This is a genomic window from Amycolatopsis sp. NPDC114503 (genome assembly GCF_055633655.1).
Map to the genome: position 1 here is coordinate 1 of NZ_JBVKDT010000014.1, position 20,519 is coordinate 20,519.

Consider the following 20,519-nt stretch of genomic DNA (forward strand, 5'->3'; position numbering starts at 1 on the left):
TTGTCAAGGCGGGAAAGATGCCTTGACAAGCACCCCCGAACCGCAGGGAGGCTTCGTATCGGGGTGCGGGGGAGGGGCTGGGTGCCTCGATGGTTTGGGTCTGTGGGTGCGGGTGGGGGTGGCGCGATGCGCCCTATGTCGCGTTGGGTTTATCGCGGTGGTGGGCGGGCTGGTCGTGAAGGGGGTCCTCATTGCCGGCTGCGGGTCGTGAGGGGAACCCTGAGGGAATCTGATTTCGTGAGGGGAACCCTCACGGACGGTTAGTGGCGGTGGTTTCGGTGTTGGGGGTTAGCGGCGGGCGACTGCGCTTGTCGCGATTTCTGCTACTGAGGTCAGTGTTTGGTGTTCGGCGCCGCGTCGGGACATTGTGCGGATTCCGGAGATGGTGGCGTGGATGAAGTTCGCGATGTCGGCGGCGTCGCGGTCGCGGGTGATGCTGCCGTCCGCTTGGCCGGTGCGGGCGAAGTGCGTCAGTGCCGACAGGTGGGCTTCGGTGTCGGCGTTTACTTGGGCGGCGAATTCTGGGTCGGTGGTGCCGAATTCGGCGATGGTGTTCACCATCAGGCAGCCGCGTCTGCCGTTTTCTAGCTCGTCGTCGATTGTCGAGGCTAGGAGCAGGCGGATGGCGCCGAGGCCGTCGGGGGCGTTGTCCAGCAGGGTTTCCCGCAGTCGGATGCCTCGGTGCGAGTAGTGGTCTAGCACGCGTCGGAAGAGTTCGTGCTTGCTGGAGAACGTGTTGTAGATACTGCTGCGCCCGAGTCCGGTGGCGGCGCACAGTTCCTCGGTCGACGTCGACTCGTATCCCCGCGCCCAGAACGCGTTCATCGCACCTTCGAGCGCTTCGGTCTCGTCGAACTCGCGTGGCCTCGGCATGCTGACCACGCTAACACATTTTGGACAGCGCAATACACAACTGGGCCGCCGAGGCGTGCGGAGCGCCACAGGGGCAGGATGAGCACCGTGGGTTACGACGCGTTGCTATGGCTTTCGTTCGGCGGTCCGGAGGGGCCCGACGAGGTGATGCCGTTCCTGGAGAACGTCACCCGGGGCCGGGGCGTGCCGCGCGAGCGGCTGCTCGAGGTTGCCGAGCACTACCAGCACTTCGGCGGAGTCTCGCCGATCAACCGGCTGAACCGAGCCGCGATCGCCGCGGTCGAGAAGCAGCTGGCGGCCGAGGGCATCGAACTTCCGGTGCACTTCGGCAACCGCAACTGGACGCCGATGGTCGAGGACACGCTGGCCGGAATGAAGGACGCGGGCGTCCGTCGCGCCTTGGTGTTCCCGACGAGCGCGTACGGCGGCTACTCCGCTTGCCGCCAGTACGACGAGGACATCGAACGAGCCCGCGCCGCCGTCGGCGACGACGCGCCGGAATTGGTCAAGCTGCGCCAATTCTTCGACCACCCGCTGTTCATCGCCACGATCGCCGACGCAGTCCGCGCAGCCCACGCGAAACTCGGCGACCGCCCCGGCACCCGCACGGTTTTCACCGCCCACTCGATCCCGGAAAGCGCCGACCTGGCCTCCGGCCCGCCTTCCGAGGGCGGCCGCCGCTACTCGAGCCAGATCGCCGAAGCCGCCCGCCTCGTGGCCGCCGAAGCCGGAATCGCCGAGTACGACGTCGTCTGGCAGTCGAGGTCCGGCCCGCCGCAGATCCCGTGGCTGGAACCGGACATCGTCGACCACATCGACGCCCTGCACGCCCAGGGCGTGGACTCGGTGGTGGTCAGCCCGATCGGCTTCGTCGCGGATCACCTCGAGGTGATCTGGGACCTGGACAACGAAGCCGCCGACCGAGCCGCCGAACACGGCATGGCGTTCGCCCGAGCCGCAACGCCGGACTCGGACCCGAGGTTCGCCGAAATGGTGGTCGAACTGATCCGCGAACACCTGACCGATGCCCCCGCCCGGAAACTCTCGCCCTTCCCCGCGGCCGGCTGCACCGTCAACGGCGCCCCCTGCGCAGTCGCCTGCTGCGAACCCCCTCGCCGCCCCACCGCCCGCTAGCCGTCCGTGAGGGGACCCCTGACGGAACCAGATTCCCGCAGGGTTCCCCTCACACCCCGCCGCCGGTCAGTGAAGAGCCAGCTTCTTCACGCCCCGCATCCAGCAGCGAGAACCACCCTTCACAACCGCCTGCCCGCCACCGGAATCCGCCCCAACGCGGCACCGAGCACATCGCGCACTAGGCCCCCACCACTAAACCGCCGCCGACGCCCCCAACAATCGAGGCACCCAGCCCCTGCCCTGCGCCCCGATACGAAGCCTCCCTGCGGTTCGGGGGTGGTTGTCAAGGCATCTTTCCCGCCTTGACAACCACCCCCGAACCGTCAGCACAATCAAGCTTCGGGGTGCCCCACGCAACGCCCCGGGCGCAACGTCGCCGCCAGGCGACGAGCCCCACCAGCCACGGCATCAAGCCTGCCGGTCCCCCTGCTCCGCAAACACCCGCACCGCCTCATTAACCGACGCAGTCCGAGCCCCCCGAACAGCCTCCGCCAACGGCCGCAACGCCTCCGCCCGCTGATTCACCGCCGACGCCGACAACGCGCCCCCGGGATCATCCGCCTGAGCCACAGCCAAAATCGCCGAAATCTCCTCGGCCCGCTGCAACACCCGCAACGCCCGCCCCGGCGTCCCGGCAGGCCACTCGACCTGCGGCCGAGCCCGCAAATGCGCCGACAGCTCCGCCCGCACCCCAGGCCGATCGCTGGCCACATCCAACGCCTGCAACGCCCCCGCACTGGCCCGGATCGCGTCCGTCAACCCGTGCTCGGCATCCGCCAACGGCTGATACTCCAACGAAACCGCCGCGGGAAGCGAATACACCGTCCACCGCATCAACCCCTCGGCGATCGGCTCCGGCACCAGCCCGAACCCCAGCCCGCTCAACACGACCGCCTCGCCGCAGCGCAGCGCGGCCTCGGCGAACGGCCCCCCGCCGCCCAAGCCGCGCACGTCACCAGGCACCGGCAGCACGAGCTGGACGCTCCCCGCGCCCTGCGCCCGCAACGCGAGCAGCAGCTGCACCGGAGTGGCCGCCCGGTGGAACGCGAGCGGAAGATCGAACGCGTCGGCCGCGGCGGGATCCGCCGCGACCACGTCGTGGGCCTCGGCCCAGTCCTGCAGGGCGTCGAGGACGTCGTCGGACGCCGCGGCCCCGTTCAGCCACGCGGAGGACCAGACGGCGAGGGTCGCACTGGGTCGGCACACGACTGCTGATTTTACCGGTTCCTCCCGGCTCCGCCGATCCCCGCCCGGCTGGAGCCGCTCCACGTCGACGGATGCCGGAACGGTCAGTAGCGTCGAAGGGGTGAACGCTGTTCCCGACGCTCTTCCCCGTACTGCCGGCGAGCTTCGCGCCGCCGGATACGCCCCGCGCCCGATCGCGCGCGAGATCCACGACAACCTGCTCGCCGCGCTGCGCGAGGGCCGCGACGCCTGGCCCGGCATCGTCGGCTTCTCCCGCACCGTGCTGCCCCAGCTCGAACGCGCCCTGCTCGCCGGCCACGACGTCGTCCTGCTCGGCGAACGCGGCCAGGGCAAGACCCGCCTGCTGCGCACCCTGGCCGGCCTGCTCGACGAGTGGACCCCGGTCATCGAGGGCTCCGAGCTGGGCGAACACCCGCTCGACCCGATCACGCCCGCCTCGCTCCGCCGCGCCGCCGAACTCGGCGACGCCCTGCCGGTGGCCTGGCGCCACCGCAGCGAGCGCTACACCGAAAAGCTGGCCACGCCGGACACGAGCGTGGGCGACCTGATCGGCGACGTCGACCCGGTCAAGGTCGCCGAGGGCCGCAGTCTCGGCGACCCGGAGACCATCCACTTCGGACTCGTGCCGCGCGCGCACCGCGGCATCGTCGCGATCAACGAGCTGCCCGACCTCGCCGAGCGGATCCAGGTCGCGCTGCTGAACGTCATGGAGGAACGCGACATCCAGGTCCGCGGCTACACGCTGCGGCTGCCGCTGGACGTCCTCCTCGTCGCGACCGCCAACCCCGAGGACTACACCAACCGCGGCCGGATCATCACGCCGCTGAAGGACCGCTTCGGCGCGGAAATCCGCACGCACTACCCGCTGGACGTCGAGTCCGAGGTCGCCGTGGTGCGCCAGGAAGCGAACCTCGTCGCGGAGGTCGGCGAGCCGCTGCTGGAGGTGCTGGCCCGGTTCGTGCGCAACCTGCGCGAATCGCCGGTGATCGACCAGCGTTCCGGCGTGTCCGCGCGGTTCGCGGTGGCGGCGGCCGAAACCGTCGCGGCGGCCGCATTGCGCCGGGCCGCGGTGACGGGGGAGGACCCGGCCGTCGCGCGTCCGGTCGACCTCGAGGCCGTGCCCGCCGTGCTGCGCGGCAAGGTCGAGTTCGAGCCCGGCGAGGAGGGTCGCGAGGTCGAGCACCTCGTGCACCTGATGCGCCGCGCGATCGCGGAAACCGCTCGCGAACGGTTCGCCGGGCTGGACTTGCGGCCGCTGTCCGACGCGGTCGCGGACGGCCACCTGGTCGCCACCGGCGAGCGCGTCCCCGGCGCGGAAGTCCTTGCGGCGCTGCCGGAACTGCCGGTGCTGCACGAGGTCGCCCAGCGAGCCGGGGTGTCGGCGGACGAGCCGGCTGGCCGGATCGCGGCGGCGGTCGAACTGGCCCTGGAGTCGCTGTTCCTCGCCCGCAGGCTCGCGAAGGACTCCGACGACGGCACGACGGTGTACGGCGAGTAATGCCGCTCTTACCGGAGGGATATTCCTACGGCCCGTGGCACGACGGGCCGGACCCGCTGGCCCCGCCCGCGGACCTGCGGGACGCATTGGACGAGATCGGCCGCGAGGTCATGGGCGGTTCGTCGCCGCGCTCGGCGCTGGAGGAGCTCCTGCGCCGCGGCACCGAACGCACCGCCGGCCTCGACGAACTGACCCGCCAGCTGTGGCAGCGCCGTTCGCAGATCCAGCGGCGGCATCGCCTGGACGGAACGCTGCAGGAAGTCCAGCAGCTGCTGCAGGAAGCGCTCCAAGCCGAGCGCCGGGAACTGTTCCCGGACCCCGACGACGAGGCCCGCTTCCGCGAGGCGCAGCTCGACGCCCTGCCGCCAGGCACCGCCGCGGCCGTGCGCGAGCTGAACGAGTACGACTGGCGTTCGGACGAAGCACGGCAGAAGTACGAGCAGATCCGCGACCTCCTCGGCCGCGAGCTGCTGGACGCGCGGTTCCAGGGCATGAAGCAGGCGATGCAGAACGCCGGGCCCGAGGACGTCGAGCGGATCAACCAGATGCTCGGCGACCTCAACGCGCTGCTGTCCGCGCACGCCCAAGGCGCGAGCGACATCGGCGAACGCTTCAGCGAGTTCATGCGGCGGCACGGCGAGTTCTTCCCGGAGAACCCGCGGAGCGTCGACGAGCTGATCGACGTGCTGGCCGCCCGTTCCGCCGCCGCGCAGCGCATGCTGAACTCGATGTCCGAGGAACAACGGGCCGAGCTGGCCGAGCTGTCGCAGCAAGCCTTCGGCGACCCGAGGCTGGCGCGGCAACTGTCCGCTTTGGACTCCCAGCTGCGCGCCTTGCGGCCGGGGGAGGACTGGACGTCGTCCTCGCGCTTCCGCGGCCAAGACCCGCTGGGCCTCGGCGAGGGCGCGCAGGCGATGGCCGATCTGGCGGAACTGGACGCCTTGGCCGAGCAACTGGGCCAGTCTTATCCAGGCGCCCGTCTGGAGGACATCGACCTGGAGGCGCTGGAACGCCAGCTCGGTCCGGACGCGGGCGTCGATGCCCGCCGGCTGTCCGAACTGGAGCGAGAGCTGCGTCAGCAGGGTCTGTTCGAACGAACCGCGGACGGCACCCTGCGGTTGTCTCCCAAGGCATTGCGCCGCCTTGGCGAGACCGCACTGTCCGATGTGGTCAATTCGCTGCGCGGCAAAACCGGAGAGCGGGAGACCGAATCCGCAGGCGCGGCAGGCGAACCGACCGGTTCGAGCCGTCCCTGGCGGTTCGGTGACATGCAACCCTGGGACGTCCCGCGCACAGTCCGCAACGCCGTATTGCGTTCCACCGCGGCCGGCGCGGGGAGCGTTCGCCTCGATGTCGAGGATGTCGAAGTCATCGAGACCGAACATCGCTCGCGAGCGGCGGTAGCCCTGCTGGTCGATACGTCGTGGTCGATGGTCCAAGAAGGCCGCTGGCTGCCGATGAAGCGCACCGCGCTGGCCCTGCACCAGTTGATCAGCACCAGATTCCGCAACGACGCCCTGCAGCTGATCACCTTCGGCCGCTACGCGATGCCGGTGGAGCTGCCCGAGCTGGTCGGTCTGGAAGGGACCTGGGAACAAGGCACCAACGCCCACCACGCACTCCTGCTGGCCGGACGACACCTGCGGCGCCACCCGGACGCCCAGCCGGTGGTGCTCATGGTCACCGACGGCGAGCCCACCGCTCACCTGGAACCGGACGGCGAGGCGGAATTCTCCTACCCGCCGGAACCGGCGACCATCCACAAGACACTGTCCGAAGTGGACAGAATCGCCAAGCTGGGCGCTTCCGTCACGGTCTTCCGCCTCGGCGACGACCCACGCCTGGAAGCGTTCGTGGACACCATCGCCCGCCGCTCCGGCGGCCGGGTGATCGCCCCGGACCTGGACGGCCTCGGCGCGGCAGTGGTAGGCGACTACCTCCGCACGCGCCGCCGCTGACCGCTCGGACGAAAGTCCGTGAAGGGCTCCTTGAGGGAATCAGATTCCGGCAAGGAGCCCTTCACGGACCTACCGGCGGTGCACCAGGATCCGCGCGCCGTCGCCGGGCACGAGCGTGATGTGCCGCGTCTTGGTCCGCTCCGGGCGGGGGCTGGGCGCGCTGACCCGGTACCGCGTGAACAGCTCCCGCAGCACGATCGTCGCCTCCAGCAACGAGAATCCCGCCCCGAGACAGCGCCGCGCGCCGCCGCCGAACGGGAACCAGCTGCCCGCGGGCGGACCGCTGCCGAGGAACCGCGCCGGGTCGAACACCTCCGGCGACGGATGGTGCGCCGGGTCCGCGTGAACCAGCGAAATCGACGGCAGCACCATGTGCCCGGCCGGGACCGTATACGGGCCGACCTGCATGTCCTTCGTGAGCTTCCGCGACACCTCGGAGATGATCGGCCGCAGCCGCATCGCTTCCTTGGCAACAGCTTCCAGATACTTCTCGTCGCCTTCGTCGGCGGCGCGGGCGGTCTCCGCGGCGATCGCCGGGTCCCGGGCAAGCTCGTGCAGCGCCCAAGCCAGCGCGGTCGCCGTGGTCTCGTGTCCGGCCAGCAGCAACGTGATCAGCTGGTCGCGCAGTTCGAGGTCGCTGAGCTGATCCTCGCCGGGCACGGTCAGCAGCCGGGACAGCACGTCGGTCCGCTCGGCCAGGTCCGGCGCCGTCCGCCGCTCGGCGATCTCCGCGTACAGCAGCTGGTCGACCCGCTGCTGCCGCTCGAGATTCCGCCGCCACGGCCCGAACTTCTGCAACGCCGGGCTGTGCCATCCGAAAAGATCCAGCGCGCTGATGTCGATGACGTGTTCCAGCGCCATCCGCAACTCCGCCAGCCGGGGCCCGTCGGCCACTCCGAAAACGACCCGCAGAATCACTTCCAGCGTCAGCGCCCGCATCCGGTCGTGCACCCGGAAGGCCCGGCCCTGCGGCCACCGCTCCAGCTCCGCGACAGTCAGCTCGGCGATCATGTCGCGGTACCCGCGCATCGCCGCCCCGCCGAACGCGGGCATCAGCAGCTTCCGTGCCCGGCGGTGCTCCTCCTCGTCGGTGAGCAGCACCGAATGCGCGCCCAGCATGGGTTTGAGCACCATGTTTCCCTCGCCGGCATGGAACGTCTCGACCGGACCGGCGAAGATCTCGCGGACCAGGTCGAGATCCCCGACCAGGACCACCGAACGCTCCGGGTACAGCCGCAGCCGCACGATGTCTCCGTAGCGCCGTCGCAGCAGCGGCAGCAGGGCGTTGCGGAAAGCGCCGAAAAGGACGGTTTGGACCGCCATCGGCAGCCGGGGACCGGGAGGGAGAGCGGAACGGGCGCGGATCGGCGTGCGCAGAGCCATGCTTCGTTCGTACTCGCGCCGGACCCAGGTGTCCACCAGACTTGACCCTCACGCGGCGTGAGGCGTGATCGTGGTTTCTCGCAAGGGCCGTTCGGCCGAAGAAACAAGAAACAGGGGGAGAGCAATGGGCTACCGGGTGGGCGAGGCGGCGGCGCTGGCCGGCGTCACCGTGCGCACGCTGCATCACTACGACGAGATCGGGCTGTTGTCGCCGAGCGGGCGGACGGCGTCCGGCTACCGGCGCTACGACGAGGCCGATCTCGACCGGCTGCAGCGGATCCTGCTCTACCGGGAGCTCGGCTTTCCCCTGGAGACGATCGCGTCCGTGCTCGCGGAGCGGGGAACCGACGCCGACGGCCACCTGAAACGGCAGCGGGAGCTGCTGGTGGCGCAGGCGGACCGGATCGAGCGCATGGTCGCGGCCGTCGACCGATTGCTGGAGGCGAGAGCCATGGGCAACACCTTGACGCCCGAGGAGAAGTTCGAAGTGTTCGGCGGATTCCAGGCGCCGGAAGGCTACTCAGAGGAAGCCGTGCGGCGCTGGGGCGGCTGCGCGGAGTGGAAGCAGACGCAGCTGCCGGAGAGCAAGGAGGAGTGGGCCGAGGCGGAGCGGCAGCGGAAGGACTGGGTGCACCGCCTGGTCGCGCTGATCGAGAAGGGCGAGCCAGCGGACAGCCCGGCGGCCGGGCAGCTCGCCGAGGAACACCGGGCGATGCTGTCCGCGGTGATGGGGGAGTGCGGGTACGCGATGCAGCAGAAGATCGCGGACCTGTACGCGGACGAGCCCGCGCAGCTGGCGTTCCTCGTCCGGGAGGACGAGCAGCGGCCCGGCATCGGGGCGTACGTGCGCGACGTCGTCCGGGCGAACGCCGCGCGGAAGTCGGCTTGACCGGTCCGGTGGGAGAGACACGACACCTGTCTCTCCCACCGGGTGGGATAACGGACGGACGTCACGCTTACAGTCGGAGGTATGCAGACTTGGTCATCCGTCGCCGTGCCCCGGCTGTCCGGCACGCCCCGCCCCCTCCGGCTTCACGACACCGCGACCGGGCAGGTCCGCCCGACGGCACCCGGCGCCGCTGCCCGGATGTACGTCTGCGGCATCACCCCTTACGACGCCACCCACCTCGGCCACGCGGCCACCTACCTCGCGTTCGACCTGGTCAACCGGGTGTGGCGGGACAACGGGCACGAGGTGCACTACGTCCAGAACGTCACCGACATCGACGAGCCGCTGCTGGAGCGCGCGCAGCGCGATTCGGACGACTGGATCGTGCTCGGCATGCGTGAGACGGCGCTGTTCCGCGAGGACATGGAGGCGCTGCGGGTGCTGCCGCCGCGCCAGTTCGTCGGCGCTGTCGAGGCGATCCCGGAGATCGTCGAGGTGATCGCGAAGCTGCTCGCCGACGGCAGCGCCTACCGCGCGGACGACGCGGAATTCCCGGACATCTATTTCGACCACAACGCGACCGGCCGCTTCGGCTACGAGTCGAACTACGACGCCGAGACCATGGCGAAGTTCTTCGCCGAGCGCGGCGGCGACCCGGACCGCCCCGGCAAGCGGCACCCGCTGGACGCGCTGTTGTGGCGCGTCGCGCGCGAAGGCGAGCCGTCGTGGGAGTCGGAGCTGGGAGCCGGACGTCCCGGCTGGCACATCGAATGCAGCGCGATCGCGGTGAACCGGCTCGGACTCGGCTTCGACGTGCAGGGCGGCGGTTCCGACCTGATCTTCCCCCACCACGAGTACAGCGCGGCGCACGCTGAGGCGGTCGCCGCCGACCATCCGTTCGCCCGGCACTACGTGCACGCCGGGATGATCGGGCTCGACGGCGAGAAGATGTCGAAGTCCCGCGGCAACCTGGTCTTCGTGTCGCGGCTGCGCGCCGACGGCGTCGACCCGGCGGCGATCCGGCTCGCCCTGTTCGCCGGGCACTACCGCGAGGACCGGGCGTGGACCGGCCAGCTGCTGGTCGACGCGCAGGACCGGCTGGCCCGGTGGCGCGAAGCGGTCGCGCTGCCGGCCGGGCCCGAAGCGGGGGACACCGTGGCGCGGCTGCGCGACCACCTCTCCGACGACCTGAACACGCCGAAGGCGCTCACCGCGATCGACGCTTGGGTCACGTCGGCGCTGCGCCGCGACGGCACCGACCAGACCGCGCCGGGCCTGATCAAGGAGGCCGTGGACGCTTTGCTGGGCGTCGTTCTCTGAACCGTCCGGAGCTGGACGGCGGGCCGGGCCACCCTCGGCTCGGCCCGCCGTCACGGCACTTGACTGTATAACGACCTATACATCCTGGCGGTGGCCGTCCGCCAGTGCCAGGTGGTCGCCTTCCCAGCGGCGGCGCAACCATCGATCATGCGAAGCGAGGACGACCGCGCCCGGCGCGCTGTCGAGCGCCTCGGACAGTTCCTCGGCCAGGCTGAGCGACAGATGGTTGGTCGGTTCGTCCAGCAGCAGCACGTCCGGCGGCTCCGCGAGCAGCACCGCCAGCGCCAGCCGGCGACGCTGACCCACTGAAAGCTCGCCGACCGGACGGTCGTGTTCCCTCGGCGGCAGCAACCCGAGCGTGGACAGCGAAGGCGCCGCTTCGCCGGCTGCGGCGCGGTACACCTCCTGCGCGGTCCGCTTCGGCCGGGCGAACGTGACGTCCTGCTCCAGCAACCCCACCCGCACCCCGGGTCCGAAGTGGACAGTCCCGGCCGACGGCGCGAGCTGACCGGCCAGCACCGAGAGCAGGGTGGATTTGCCCGCCCCGTTGCCCCCGGTGACGAGAAGCCTCGCGGACCGGTCCACGTCCAGTTCGTCCAGCTCCACTCGGCCCGGCACCGCGATGCCGCGCACCGACACCGCCGGGCCTTCGCCGCTGATGTCCGCGGTCAGCGCGGCCCGGAACCGCAGCGGCGCTGGTGGTTTGCGGACTTGCTCGCGCTCCAACGTTTCCAGCTTGAGCTGTGCGTTCCGGACTCGGCGGGAGATCTGCTTCTGCACGCGGCCGGTCTTGAAGTCGTAGAGCATCTTCGCGTTGTCGCGCGGGGCACGGTTGTGCGCGACGCGCCGCGCGGTGCCGTGCACGGATTCCCGCAACTGCTTGAGTTCCTCCTGTTCTTCGGTGAACCGCTGCTCCCATCGCGCGCGTTCGGCCTTTTTCTGGCCGAGGTAGTCGGTGTAGCTGCCGCCGTAGCGCGTCGCGCCGCCGACGCGGCGGTCCGCCGGAACCGGGTCCAGGTCCACGATGTCCGTGCAGACCGCGTCGAGGAACACGCGATCGTGCGAGGACAGCACGACGACGCCGGTCAGCTCCGCGAGATGGCGCTCGAGGAACTCCATGGCGTTGTCGTCGAGGTGGTTGGTCGGCTCGTCGAGCAGCAGGATGCGCGGCCGCCGCACCAGCAGCGCGGCCAGCCCGAGCCGCGACCGCTGCCCGCCCGAGAGCGTGTGCAATCGCCGGTCGTGCTTGATGTCGCCGAGCCCGAGACCGGTGAGGACGAGATCCGCGCGCCGGTCCGCGTCCCAGAGGTCGTGCGCCTGTGCCCATTCCAGGACGTGGCCGTACTCGCTGAGCACGTCCGGGTCGTCGGGACGCTCGGCGAGCACGGCCGCCAGCTTGTCGAGCGTCGCCGCGGCGGTGCGGATCTCGGCGAGCGCCTCGTCGAGAACGTCGGAAACCGTTGCGGTACCGGCGAACGGCAGCTCCTGGAAGAGGAAGCCGAGGTCGCCGTGCCGGACGACGTCGCCGCCGCGCGGGACTTCGAGCCCGGCGAGCAGCCGGAGCAAGGTGGATTTCCCGACCCCGTTCTCGCCGACGAGACCGATCCGCCTCCCGGGCGACGCGACGAGCGAGACGCCGTTGAGGACGGTGCGCGCGCCGTAGCCGAAAACGAGATCGGAGGCGTGCAGGACAGTAGACATGAGTGATCACCGGGCCTTTGCGGTGGAAGCAAAATCCCCGACGGGCAACGCGCGGCTTCCCGGGAGCAGGGCTCGACCGGGAGCGGCCTCGATGCGGGGAGGGCTCGGTTCAGCTGTCCATGATGGGCGGGAGCTTAACGCGGGGGTGGCGGGGGAGCGCAAACGGTTTTTCGGCCATCCGGTCCCGGAACTGCGAGGCCTGGTCCGCACGGCCGTAGAACCGTTCCTCGACGGCGCGGACCCGGCGGCGTGCGCACGACCTTCAGCAGGCCGTTGACCGCGAGCACGTGCACGTGGATCGAGGTGAGCAACGGGTGTCCGATCGCCTTGACCTGCGCGGATTCGGTCAACGCCAGCCGATCGGCGAGTTCGTAGTCGGCTGAACAGACTAGCGTTGCCGAACGTTCCAGATAATTGGTTCGTTCGCTGAGGGGATTTCAGGCATGGCCGAGATCGTGCTGTACCACCACATCCAGGGCTTGACCGACGGCGTTCGCGGCTTCGCCGAAGAACTGCGCAGGGACGGGCACACCGTGCACACTCCCGATCTGTTCGGGGGCCGGACGTTCGCCAGCATCGAAGACGGCTTCGCCTTCGCCCGCGAGGCTGGACTCGATCAGGTGCGGGAACGCGGGATCGCCGAGGCGGAGGCCCTGGGGCAGGAACTCGTGTACGCCGGGTTCTCCTTCGGCGTCACCGTCGCACAGCGCCTCGCGCAGACCCGGCCGGGAGCGTGCGGCGCGCTGTTCTTCGACTCCTGCCTGCCGGTCAAGGAGTTCGGAACGACGTGGCCGGAGGGGGTTCCGGTGCAGATCCACGGCAAGGAGAACGACGAGTTCTTCGAGGAGGACCTGCCGTCCGCCCGCGAACTCGTCGGCTCCGCCGCGCACGCGGAGTTGTTCGTCTATCCCGGCGACCAGCACCTCTTCGCCGACTCCTCGCTGGCCGCGTACGACCCGAAGGCTGCCGGAGTGCTCCTGGAGCGCGTGCGCTCCTTCCTCGCCTCGCTGTAGCCGGGCGGCTTGACGCCCGGATCTCCGCCTGCAACTCTGAAAGAACAGTTTCGAAAGAAATCCTTCAGAGTTTGGACGGACGGCTCATGGCGGAAGTGCCCCCGCAGTTGCCCCCGCGCAAGCGGATCGACGACGTCGAGCTGCTGCGCGCGCTCGCGCACCCGCTGCGCTCCGCGCTGGTGCACCACCTGATGGCAGTCGGCCCGTCGACCGCCAGCGAATGCGCCGACGCGGTCGGTTCGACGGCGTCGAACTGCAGCTGGCATCTGCGCAAACTGGCGGAGCACGGCCTGGTCGAGCGGGCTGAGGGCGGCGACGGGCGGGAGCGGCCGTGGCGGGCCTGCCAGGTCGGGCTGGTGCTCGGCCGCCCGGGCGGCGATCCGGCCCTCGCCGCGGCGCAGCTCGCGGTCACCGGCACGGAGCTGGCCGAGGAGCAGGAGCTCACCCAGCGGTACCTCGACACCGTCGAGCAACTGGACGAGGACTGGCGCGAGACCGGCGGATTCTTCTCCTACGGGCTGAACGCCACGCCCGAGGAAGTCAACGCGCTGACCAAGGCGATCGACGACCTGATCCGGCCGTACGTCAGCACCATCCGCAAGGACGCGCCCGCCGACGCCCGCGCGGTCTTCCTCGGGATGCGTGCCTTCCGCCGGATCGGGCACGACGGCAAACCGGCATGAGACGCCTGCTGGCGGCACCGGGATTCGCCCGGCTCTGGGTCTCCGCCTTCTTCGGCGAGACCGCCGAATGGATGCTGCAGGTCGCACTGCCGGTGTACCTGTTCGTGCGCACTGGTTCGGCGGTCACGACAGCGCTGAGCATCGTGCTCGGGCTGCTGCCCGCGGTGCTGCTGAGCCCGATCGCCGGGGTGGTCGCCGACCGGTGGGACCGCCGGGTCGTGCTGGCGGTGGTGTGCGCCGGGCAGGCGCTCGTGGTGCTGCCGTTGCTGATCGGCGCCGAACTTCCGGTCGCGGCGGTCTACGCGGTGATGGCGGGGCAAGCCGGACTGGCCTCGGTGTTCGAACCGGCGCGCAGTGCGCTGGTGCCGGAGCTGGTCGGCGTCGAGGACGTGACCTCGGCGAACGGGCTGATGAGCGTGAACGGCAGCGTCGCGCGCCTCGCGGGCGGCTGGGCCGGGGGAGCGTTGCTGGGATGGGGCGGGCTGGAGCGCGTGATCGTCGGCTACCTCGCCGCGCTCGCCGTGGCCGGGATGCTGCTCGCGTTCCCGTTCCGCCGGGTGCCGGTGCGGAAGACCGTGCCGGAGCAGACGGATTGGCTCGCCGGGGTCCGCGATCTGGCGGGGAGGCGGCTCCGGCCGACGAGTGTGTCGGCGCTGCTGACTTCGCTCGCGCAGGGCATGTTCCTGGTGCTGTTCGTGGTGTTCGTGCTCGACATCCTCCGCGGCAGCGAGGCCGACGCCGGACTGTTGCGCGGGGTGCAGGCGATCGGCGGGCTGGCTGCCGGGTTCGCGGTGGCGACGCTGGCCCGGCGGGTCGCGCCGGTGCTGTTGCAGGGCTGGGGTCTGGTCGCCGCCGGGCTGATGTCGGTGGCGATCTGGAACCTGCCGGGCGCGACGACGGTGCTCGGGGTGTACGTCGGGCTGTTCATGGCCGTCGGCGCGCCCGCCGTGGTGGCCGGCGCCGGGCTGCTGTCCCACGTCCAGGCGGAGACCGGCCCGGACCGGGCGGGACGGGTGCTGAGCACGGTGTACGCGCTGATGGCCGCGGGCACGGCGGCCGGTTCGCTGCTGGCCGGCGCGCTCGTCGCGGTGACCGGTCCGACAGTGCTGCTGAACGTGCAGGCAGGCCTTCACGTGAGCGCCGGGCTGGTCGTTCTGGGGTGGGGGAATGGGCGGTTCCGGCGTTCCCGGGCGCGGAAAGTCGTTACGGTGGAGGAGTGCCGTCTCTCTTCGCCACCAGCGACCTCCATGTGACCCACGAGGGCAACGGCCCGATCGTCGACGAGGTCGTGCCCGACGATCCCGGCGACTGGCTTCTCGTCGCCGGCGACGTCGCCGAGTCCGCCAAGGTCATCCGGGGGACGCTCGCGAAGCTGCGCGAGCGGTTCGCGAAGGTCGTGTGGGTCCCGGGCAACCACGAGCTGTGGACCACGCCGAACGACGAATGCCAGCTGCGCGGGCAGGCGCGGTACGAGTTCCTGGTGGAGCAGTGCCGCGAGATCGGCGTGCTCACGCCCGAGGACGAGTTCCCGGTATGGGACTTCGGCCCGGAGCCGCTGACGATCGCGCCGCTGTTCGTGTTCTACGACTACAGCTGGCGCACCCCGGCGACCGAGGGCAAGACCCGCGAAGAGGCGCTCGCGCACGCGCGCGAAATCGGCGTCGTGTGCACCGACGAGTACTACCTGCACCCGGATCCGTACGAATCGCGCGCGGCCTGGTGCGAGCAGCGGCTCAAGGTCAGCCGCGACCGGCTGGACGCGATCCCGGCCGGCCGCCGCACGATCCTGATGTCGCACTGGCCGCTGCACCGGCACCCGACGAATCCGTTGTACTATCCCGATTTCGCGCTCTGGTGCGGCACCACGCAGACCGAGGACTGGCACCTGCGCTATCGCGCCGAGCTTGCGGTGTACGGGCATTTGCACATCCCGCGCACGACGTCCGCGGACGGGGTGCGCTTCGAGGAGGTGTCGCTCGGCTATCCGCGGGAGTGGCGGAAGCGGCCCCGGGGCGCGGTTCCGGTGCGGAAGCTGCTCACCGCCTGAGCGCCGGGACGCGATCGGCGCGCTCGCGTCCCGACTGTGCTCAGATGCGGATCAGTCGAACGAGAGACGGCAGGCCGTCGCCGCGACCTGTGCGGGAACGTAGTCGCGGCGGAGGATCCAGTAGCAGTCCTCGAACGTGCTGGCGTCGCACGCGTCGTGCGCGAGCCAGGGCTCGATGTCGTACTCGCCCACCGCGTAATCCATGCAGGCGCCGAAACCATTCGCCGTCACCGGGGAAACCGGTGCCGCCGACGCTGTCGCCGCCGACGCGGTGATCGCGCCCGCCGCGAGCACTGCCGCCGCTAGAGCCTTGCCGAACATTCTCGTACCTCCTGGTCCGCGCGATGTCGCTCGCGCCAGACCAGTCAACGAGACGTGCTCGGGCAGGCACCAGAGCGGCACGGCGCGATCAGTCAACGGCGCAGGCGCCGTCATCCCGCCGGGCGGCCCAGGTCACTGTTCGTAGATCGGGAGCTACTGTGCGTTCCCTCTGCTGTGGCGCGAATTGCGCCGCTGTCCGGCAAGCCACAGCCCGTAAGGCTTGCCGACCGCGAACCGGTGCCGAGGAGCGCGATGCGCGACTCGCCGTCGGACCTGGGGTCTGGGCAGTCTTCGATCCCTGCCACTGTGAGTGACGGACAGGCTCGACTGGGCGGGTGCCAGGGCACTGTCGCCGACTGGAGCCAGCTCTCCGGTGCATCGCGGACGAGAAGCCTCTGCCAGCGGTTCGCGAGCGGGACCGCCGCGCGGTCAGCGGAGGCCGAACCCGCCGTCCTGCCCGGGCCGGCGGCGCCGCAGGTACCGCTCGAACTCGGCGGCGATCTTGTCGCCCGAGACCTCCTCCATGGTGAAGTCGGTCTCGGCGTCGCCGCGCTCCTCGAGGCTGCGCACGTATTCGCTGATTTCCTCGTCCTCGTCGGCCATCTCGCTGACCGTCTGCTGCCATTCCTCGGCCTGCTCGGGCAGCGCGCCGAGCGGGATCTCGACGTCGAGGACGTCCTCCAGCTTGTGCAGCAGCGCCAGCGTGGCCTTCGGCGACGGCGGGTGCGAGACGTAGTGCGGCACCGCGGCCCAGATCGACACCGCCGGGATGCCGGCCTGCACGCAGTAGTCCTGCAGGATCCCGACGATCCCGGTCGGGCCCTGGTAGTTGCTCACCTCGAGCCGGTACTTGCTCGCGGTGTCCTTGTCGTAGGCCGTCCCGGTCACCGGGACCGGGCGGGTGTGCGCGGTGTCGGCCAGCAGGGCGCCGAGCGCGACCACCATCGACACGTCGAGCTCCTGGACGTGCTCCACGATCTCCGCGCAGAACTTCCGCCAGCGCATGTTCGGCTCCGGGCCCTGCACCAGCACGAGGTCGCGGTCGAAGCCGTCGGGACGGCACACCGACAGCCGGGTGGTCGGCCATTCGACCCGCCGGGTGATGCCGTCGACCATCTTCACCGTGGGGCGGCTGACCTGGAAGTCGTAGTAGTCGTCCGGCTCGATCTCGGCCAGCGGCGTCGCGTCCCAGGTGAGCTGGAGGTGTTCGATCGCCTGACTGGCCGCGTCGCCCGCGTCGTTCCAGCCCTCGAAGGCCAGGATCATGATCGGGCGTTGGGCATCGGCGCGGTCCTGCTCCGGGTCGCCGGGCCGCGGGGTGTCGTCGACAGGCTCACTCACCTGACCAGCCTACGGCCTCCGCCACCTACGCTGCGCAGCGTGTCCGCCCCCGCGTGTCACGGAGCGGGTGTGGCCCCGCTCACGGCGGCCCGCGTGGGACGCTGGAGGCGAGCGCGCCCGGCCGGAGCGGCGCACCGGACAAGGAGAAACTGTGACTGCACCGTCCTCTTCGGACGGACTGGCGGCTGTCCTCTGGGACATGGACGGCACCCTCGTCGATTCCGAGAAACTGTGGGACGTCGCGCTGTACGAGGCCGCCGAGGCGCTCGGCGGCACGCTTTCGGAGGAAGTCCGGATGACGCTCGTGGGGTCCAACATGGACGCCACCGCCACCGTGCTGCTCGAGCAGACCGGCCGCCCGGTCACGCCGGAAGCGGTCGCGGAAACGGGGGAGTGGATCCGCCGCCGCACCGCCGGGCTGTTCGACGACGCGCTGCCCTGGCGTCCGGGCGCGCGCGAGGCGCTGGCCGCGGTCCGCGCCGCCGGGCTCAAGTCCGCGCTGGTCACCTCCACCGAACGCGCGCTGACCGAACTCGCGCTCGACACGATCGGGCGGGAATTCTTCGACGTCACGGTCTGCGGCGACGAGGTCGACGGCCAGAACAAACCCCTCCCGCGGCCGTACCTGAAGGCCGCCGAACTGCTCGGCGTGGCGCCGGGCCGGTGCGTCGCGGTCGAGGACTCGCCGCCGGGCGCGGAATCGGCCGAAAGCGCTGGCTGCACGGTGCTCGTCGTCCCCAACGACGTGGCCGTCCCGGACGGCCCGCGCCGGGTGTTCCGCACGTCGCTGGCCGGCGTCGGCGTGCCCGAACTGGCGGCGCTGCTGCCGTCGCTGTGACCTCGGCGGCATCCGGGTCACCCGGAACGGCGCGGACGAGCGCGGGATGAAAGGATCCGGCCTCGTGAAGACCTTCGATGAGCTGTTCGCGGAGCTTGCCGAGCGCGCGCGTACCCGTCCCGACGGGTCCGGCACCGTCGCCGCACTGGACGCCGGGGTGCACGCACAGGGCAAGAAGGTGCTCGAAGAGGCGGGCGAGGTGTGGATCGCCGCCGAGCACGAGTCCGACGACCGGCTGTCGGAAGAGATCTCGCAGCTGCTGTACCGGGTGCAGGTGCTCATGCTCGGCCGGGGAATCTCGACCGAGGACGTGTACCGCTACCTGTGACGCGCTCGCGCACCGGATACCGAGGAGAGACCGAAATGCTGCGTGTTGCCGTGCCGAACAAGGGAGCCCTCGCCGCCGCTTCGGCGGAGATGCTTTCTGAGGCGGGCTACCGCAAGCGACATGACGGCAAGGACCTGACCGTCCTCGACCCGGTCAACGAGGTCGAGTTCTTCTTCCTCCGCCCCAAGGACATCGCCATCTACGTCGGTTCCGGCGAGCTGGACCTCGGGATCACCGGGCGCGACCTCGCGCTCGACTCGGGGGCGCCGGTGGACGAGGTCCTCGCGCTCGGGTTCGGGGCGTCGACGTTCCGGTACGCGGCTCCTGCGGGACGCGACTGGAAACCGGCTGATCTGCACGGGAAGCGGCTCGCCACTTCGTATCCGCGGCTGGTCCGGGACGATCTCGCCCGGCACGGGGTCGAGGCCGAGGTGATCCGGCTCGACGGGGCGGTGGAGATTTCGATCCAGCTCGGGGTCGCGGACGCGATCGCGGACGTGGTCGAGTCCGGAAGGTCGTTGCGGCAGCACAATCTGGTGGCGTTCGGGGAGCCGATCTGCGCGTCTGAGGCGGTGCTGTTGCAGCGGGCCGGGAGCGAGGGGTCGCGGGCTAAGTCGCAGTTGGCGGCTCGGTTGCAGGGTGTGGTGTTCGCGCAGCATTACATGATGCTGGACTACGACTGCCCTCGGGAGATTCTGGAGCGGGCCATTTCGATCACGCCGGGGTTGGAGTCGCCTACTGTGGCGCCGCTGGCGGATGAGAAGTGGGTGGCGGTGCGGGCTATGGTGCCGCGCAAGGAAGTCAACCGGATCATGGACGAACTCGCCGAGACTGGGGCGAAGGCTGTGCTGGCGTCGGATATCAGGTCTTGCAGACTCTGATTGCGTCGGCTCCGCCGCCGCGGCGGGATCGCCTTTAAGCCGACGTTTGGGCGGAGCGGTGTGAGGGGCCTGGCGGCCTGTCACACCGCTCCGCCCAAACGTCGGCGCGATCCCGCGTTGCTGTTAAGTCTGATGTGGACAGTGCGTCGGGTCAGCGCGGGCGGTTTGGGCGTTTGGGCATTAGGTCGTAGAGCTTCTTGCGGGCGCCGTTGTCGTTGACGTTGCGGGCGACTGCGACCTCGGAGATGAAGTCCTCGAAGACGAACTCGTCGTCGGCGGGGACTTCGGTGGGGCCTGGGTTTTGGGCCAGGTAGCTGTCCAGGGTTTCGGCGATTTCCCGGAACGAGACTGCTTGGATGGTTTCCGGGGCGAAGGTGGTCACCGGGACGCCGTGGGCGGCGGCCTCGTTCATCACTACGCCCAGCGGGACGTGCGAGAGCATGGGGACGCCGAAGGAGTACATGTCCTGTAAGGCCGCGGCGGCGTAGTGCGAGATGGGGCGGCGGTAGAGCCCGGGCACGATGCCGAACCACGCGATGGGGGCGCGGCCGGTGGTTTGTTCCACGTAGCGGACCTGCTCCGACAGCAGGCGCAGCGCTCGGATGCTCGTTTTGTCCGGCTGGACCGGGACCAGGATGCCGTGCGAAGCCGCCAGGGCGTTGTTGGTCAGGACGTCCTGGGCCGGCGGGCAGTCGATGATCACGTGGTCGTAGTGGGCGAACTGGATCACCCTCGCCAGCTGCCAGCCGGGCACGCGGAACTGGTCCAGCCTGCGGATCAGGTCGAACATCCCCGGCGACGTCGGGATCACGTCGAACGCGCCGCCGCGGCCCAGGTTGCTGCGCGGATGCGGCACCGCCAGCTGCTCGATCGGGCCTTTCCACAGCTTCGTCAGCGCCTTCGCCAGGCTCGGCGCGTCCGCCGGGACCTCGTCCATGCCGAGCATCTCGGTGGTCGCGTGCCCCTGCGGGTCGAGGTCGACGAGCAGCACCCGCCTGCCGCGTTCGGCGAGGGCCGCGGCCGCGCCCACGCTCAGCGAGGTTTTGCCCACCCCGCCCTTCTGGTTGACCACCGAGGTGATCTGCATGCCGGAGCGCTCCCTTGT

General features: G+C 70.3%; 19 protein-coding genes. 12 read left to right on the top strand and 7 right to left on the bottom strand.

Going from position 1 to position 20,519, the window contains the following annotated elements:
- Positions 1 to 288 precede the first annotated feature (288 nt).
- A complete protein-coding gene (locus ACZ7OI_RS40140; RefSeq protein WP_470269365.1) occupies positions 289 to 873 on the bottom strand; it encodes a TetR/AcrR family transcriptional regulator in 585 nt (194 codons plus the stop codon).
- Positions 874 to 960: 87 nt separating this feature from the next.
- Between ACZ7OI_RS40140 and ACZ7OI_RS40145 the strand changes: the two genes are divergently transcribed.
- Positions 961 to 2,007 (top strand): ferrochelatase, encoded by a 1,047-nt coding sequence (locus ACZ7OI_RS40145; protein WP_470269572.1) that lies wholly within the window; start codon positions 961 to 963, stop codon positions 2,005 to 2,007.
- A 408-nt stretch (positions 2,008 to 2,415) separates the two neighbouring features.
- Here the strand turns inward: ACZ7OI_RS40145 and ACZ7OI_RS40150 are convergent, their stop codons facing one another.
- A complete protein-coding gene (locus ACZ7OI_RS40150) occupies positions 2,416 to 3,213 on the bottom strand; it encodes a hypothetical protein (RefSeq protein ID WP_470269366.1) in 798 nt (265 codons plus the stop codon).
- 100 nt (positions 3,214 to 3,313) lie between these two features.
- Between ACZ7OI_RS40150 and ACZ7OI_RS40155 the strand changes: the two genes are divergently transcribed.
- Complete coding sequence (locus ACZ7OI_RS40155) at positions 3,314 to 4,711, top strand: ATP-binding protein (RefSeq protein ID WP_470269367.1); 1,398 nt, start codon at positions 3,314 to 3,316, stop codon at positions 4,709 to 4,711.
- Positions 4,711 to 6,669, top strand: a complete 1,959-nt coding sequence (locus ACZ7OI_RS40160; RefSeq protein ID WP_470269368.1) for a vWA domain-containing protein — start codon at positions 4,711 to 4,713, stop codon at positions 6,667 to 6,669. Before ACZ7OI_RS40155 ends, ACZ7OI_RS40160 begins: the two co-directional genes overlap by 1 nt.
- A gap of 69 nt (positions 6,670 to 6,738) precedes the next feature.
- On the opposite strand, the gene ACZ7OI_RS40165 is transcribed toward ACZ7OI_RS40160, so the two are convergent.
- Positions 6,739 to 8,052: a cytochrome P450 gene (locus ACZ7OI_RS40165; protein ID WP_470269573.1), complete on the bottom strand. Its 1,314-nt coding sequence runs from the start codon at positions 8,050 to 8,052 to the stop codon at positions 6,739 to 6,741.
- Positions 8,053 to 8,176: 124 nt separating this feature from the next.
- On the opposite strand from ACZ7OI_RS40165, the gene ACZ7OI_RS40170 reads away from it, so the two are divergent.
- Positions 8,177 to 8,941 carry a MerR family transcriptional regulator gene (locus ACZ7OI_RS40170; RefSeq protein WP_470269369.1) on the top strand — a complete coding sequence of 255 codons (765 nt, stop codon included), beginning with the start codon at positions 8,177 to 8,179 and terminating at the stop codon, positions 8,939 to 8,941.
- Positions 8,942 to 9,022: 81 nt separating this feature from the next.
- Complete coding sequence (gene mshC, locus ACZ7OI_RS40175; protein WP_470269370.1) at positions 9,023 to 10,261, top strand: cysteine--1-D-myo-inosityl 2-amino-2-deoxy-alpha-D-glucopyranoside ligase; 1,239 nt, start codon at positions 9,023 to 9,025, stop codon at positions 10,259 to 10,261.
- A gap of 75 nt (positions 10,262 to 10,336) precedes the next feature.
- Here the strand turns inward: mshC and ACZ7OI_RS40180 are convergent, their stop codons facing one another.
- Complete coding sequence (locus ACZ7OI_RS40180) at positions 10,337 to 11,962, bottom strand: ABC-F family ATP-binding cassette domain-containing protein (protein ID WP_470269371.1); 1,626 nt, start codon at positions 11,960 to 11,962, stop codon at positions 10,337 to 10,339.
- Between the two features lie 443 nt (positions 11,963 to 12,405).
- On the opposite strand from ACZ7OI_RS40180, the gene ACZ7OI_RS40185 reads away from it, so the two are divergent.
- From ACZ7OI_RS40185 to ACZ7OI_RS40200, 4 genes are all read left to right on the top strand, one after another.
- Positions 12,406 to 12,975: a dienelactone hydrolase family protein gene (locus ACZ7OI_RS40185; RefSeq protein WP_470269372.1), complete on the top strand. Its 570-nt coding sequence runs from the start codon at positions 12,406 to 12,408 to the stop codon at positions 12,973 to 12,975.
- 86 nt (positions 12,976 to 13,061) lie between these two features.
- A complete protein-coding gene (locus ACZ7OI_RS40190) occupies positions 13,062 to 13,658 on the top strand; it encodes an ArsR/SmtB family transcription factor (RefSeq protein WP_470269373.1) in 597 nt (198 codons plus the stop codon).
- Entirely contained in the window at positions 13,655 to 14,911 is a 1,257-nt protein-coding gene (locus tag ACZ7OI_RS40195; RefSeq protein WP_470269374.1) for an MFS transporter, read from the top strand. Before ACZ7OI_RS40190 ends, ACZ7OI_RS40195 begins: the two co-directional genes overlap by 4 nt.
- Entirely contained in the window at positions 14,875 to 15,705 is an 831-nt protein-coding gene (locus tag ACZ7OI_RS40200; protein WP_470269375.1) for a metallophosphoesterase family protein, read from the top strand. Before ACZ7OI_RS40195 ends, ACZ7OI_RS40200 begins: the two co-directional genes overlap by 37 nt.
- Positions 15,706 to 15,756: 51 nt before the next feature.
- On the opposite strand, the gene ACZ7OI_RS40205 is transcribed toward ACZ7OI_RS40200, so the two are convergent.
- Positions 15,757 to 16,026, bottom strand: coding sequence for a hypothetical protein (locus tag ACZ7OI_RS40205; RefSeq protein ID WP_470269376.1), 270 nt, complete (start codon positions 16,024 to 16,026; stop codon positions 15,757 to 15,759).
- 429 nt (positions 16,027 to 16,455) lie between these two features.
- Positions 16,456 to 17,367 carry a PAC2 family protein gene (locus ACZ7OI_RS40210; RefSeq protein WP_470269377.1) on the bottom strand — a complete coding sequence of 304 codons (912 nt, stop codon included), beginning with the start codon at positions 17,365 to 17,367 and terminating at the stop codon, positions 16,456 to 16,458.
- Positions 17,368 to 17,518: 151 nt separating this feature from the next.
- Here ACZ7OI_RS40210 and ACZ7OI_RS40215 point away from each other — a divergent pair, with 151 nt between their 5' ends.
- The 3 genes from ACZ7OI_RS40215 to hisG all read left to right on the top strand — a co-directional run bounded on the left by ACZ7OI_RS40215 (position 17,519) and on the right by hisG (position 19,414).
- Entirely contained in the window at positions 17,519 to 18,205 is a 687-nt protein-coding gene (locus ACZ7OI_RS40215; RefSeq protein ID WP_470269378.1) for an HAD family hydrolase, read from the top strand.
- Positions 18,206 to 18,269: 64 nt separating this feature from the next.
- Positions 18,270 to 18,533, top strand: a complete 264-nt coding sequence (locus tag ACZ7OI_RS40220) for a phosphoribosyl-ATP diphosphatase (protein ID WP_027927607.1) — start codon at positions 18,270 to 18,272, stop codon at positions 18,531 to 18,533.
- 35 nt (positions 18,534 to 18,568) lie between these two features.
- Positions 18,569 to 19,414 (top strand): ATP phosphoribosyltransferase, encoded by an 846-nt coding sequence (gene hisG / locus ACZ7OI_RS40225; RefSeq protein ID WP_182894715.1) that lies wholly within the window; start codon positions 18,569 to 18,571, stop codon positions 19,412 to 19,414.
- 151 nt (positions 19,415 to 19,565) lie between these two features.
- Here hisG and ACZ7OI_RS40230 read toward each other — a convergent pair whose 3' ends face one another.
- Positions 19,566 to 20,501, bottom strand: a complete 936-nt coding sequence (locus ACZ7OI_RS40230; protein WP_470269379.1) for a ParA family protein — start codon at positions 20,499 to 20,501, stop codon at positions 19,566 to 19,568.
- Between the last annotated feature and the right edge of the window lie 18 nt (positions 20,502 to 20,519).

Bases quoted from the DNA above. Each gene is read 5' to 3' on its own strand.
- ACZ7OI_RS40140 (WP_470269365.1), bottom strand. From the start codon at position 873: ATGCCGAGGCCACGCGAGTTCGACGAGACCGAAGCGCTCGAAGGTGCG.
- ACZ7OI_RS40160 (WP_470269368.1), top strand. From the start codon at position 4,711: ATGCCGCTCTTACCGGAGGGATATTCCTACGGCCCGTGGCACGACGGG.
- ACZ7OI_RS40165 (WP_470269573.1), bottom strand. From the start codon at position 8,052: ATGGCTCTGCGCACGCCGATCCGCGCCCGTTCCGCTCTCCCTCCCGGT.
- ACZ7OI_RS40170 (WP_470269369.1), top strand. From the start codon at position 8,177: ATGGGCTACCGGGTGGGCGAGGCGGCGGCGCTGGCCGGCGTCACCGTG.
- mshC (WP_470269370.1), top strand. From the start codon at position 9,023: ATGCAGACTTGGTCATCCGTCGCCGTGCCCCGGCTGTCCGGCACGCCC.
- ACZ7OI_RS40180 (WP_470269371.1), bottom strand. From the start codon at position 11,962: ATGTCTACTGTCCTGCACGCCTCCGATCTCGTTTTCGGCTACGGCGCG.
- ACZ7OI_RS40185 (WP_470269372.1), top strand. From the start codon at position 12,406: ATGGCCGAGATCGTGCTGTACCACCACATCCAGGGCTTGACCGACGGC.
- ACZ7OI_RS40190 (WP_470269373.1), top strand. From the start codon at position 13,062: ATGGCGGAAGTGCCCCCGCAGTTGCCCCCGCGCAAGCGGATCGACGAC.
- ACZ7OI_RS40195 (WP_470269374.1), top strand. From the start codon at position 13,655: ATGAGACGCCTGCTGGCGGCACCGGGATTCGCCCGGCTCTGGGTCTCC.
- ACZ7OI_RS40205 (WP_470269376.1), bottom strand. From the start codon at position 16,026: ATGTTCGGCAAGGCTCTAGCGGCGGCAGTGCTCGCGGCGGGCGCGATC.
- hisG (WP_182894715.1), top strand. From the start codon at position 18,569: ATGCTGCGTGTTGCCGTGCCGAACAAGGGAGCCCTCGCCGCCGCTTCG.
- ACZ7OI_RS40230 (WP_470269379.1), bottom strand. From the start codon at position 20,501: ATGCAGATCACCTCGGTGGTCAACCAGAAGGGCGGGGTGGGCAAAACC.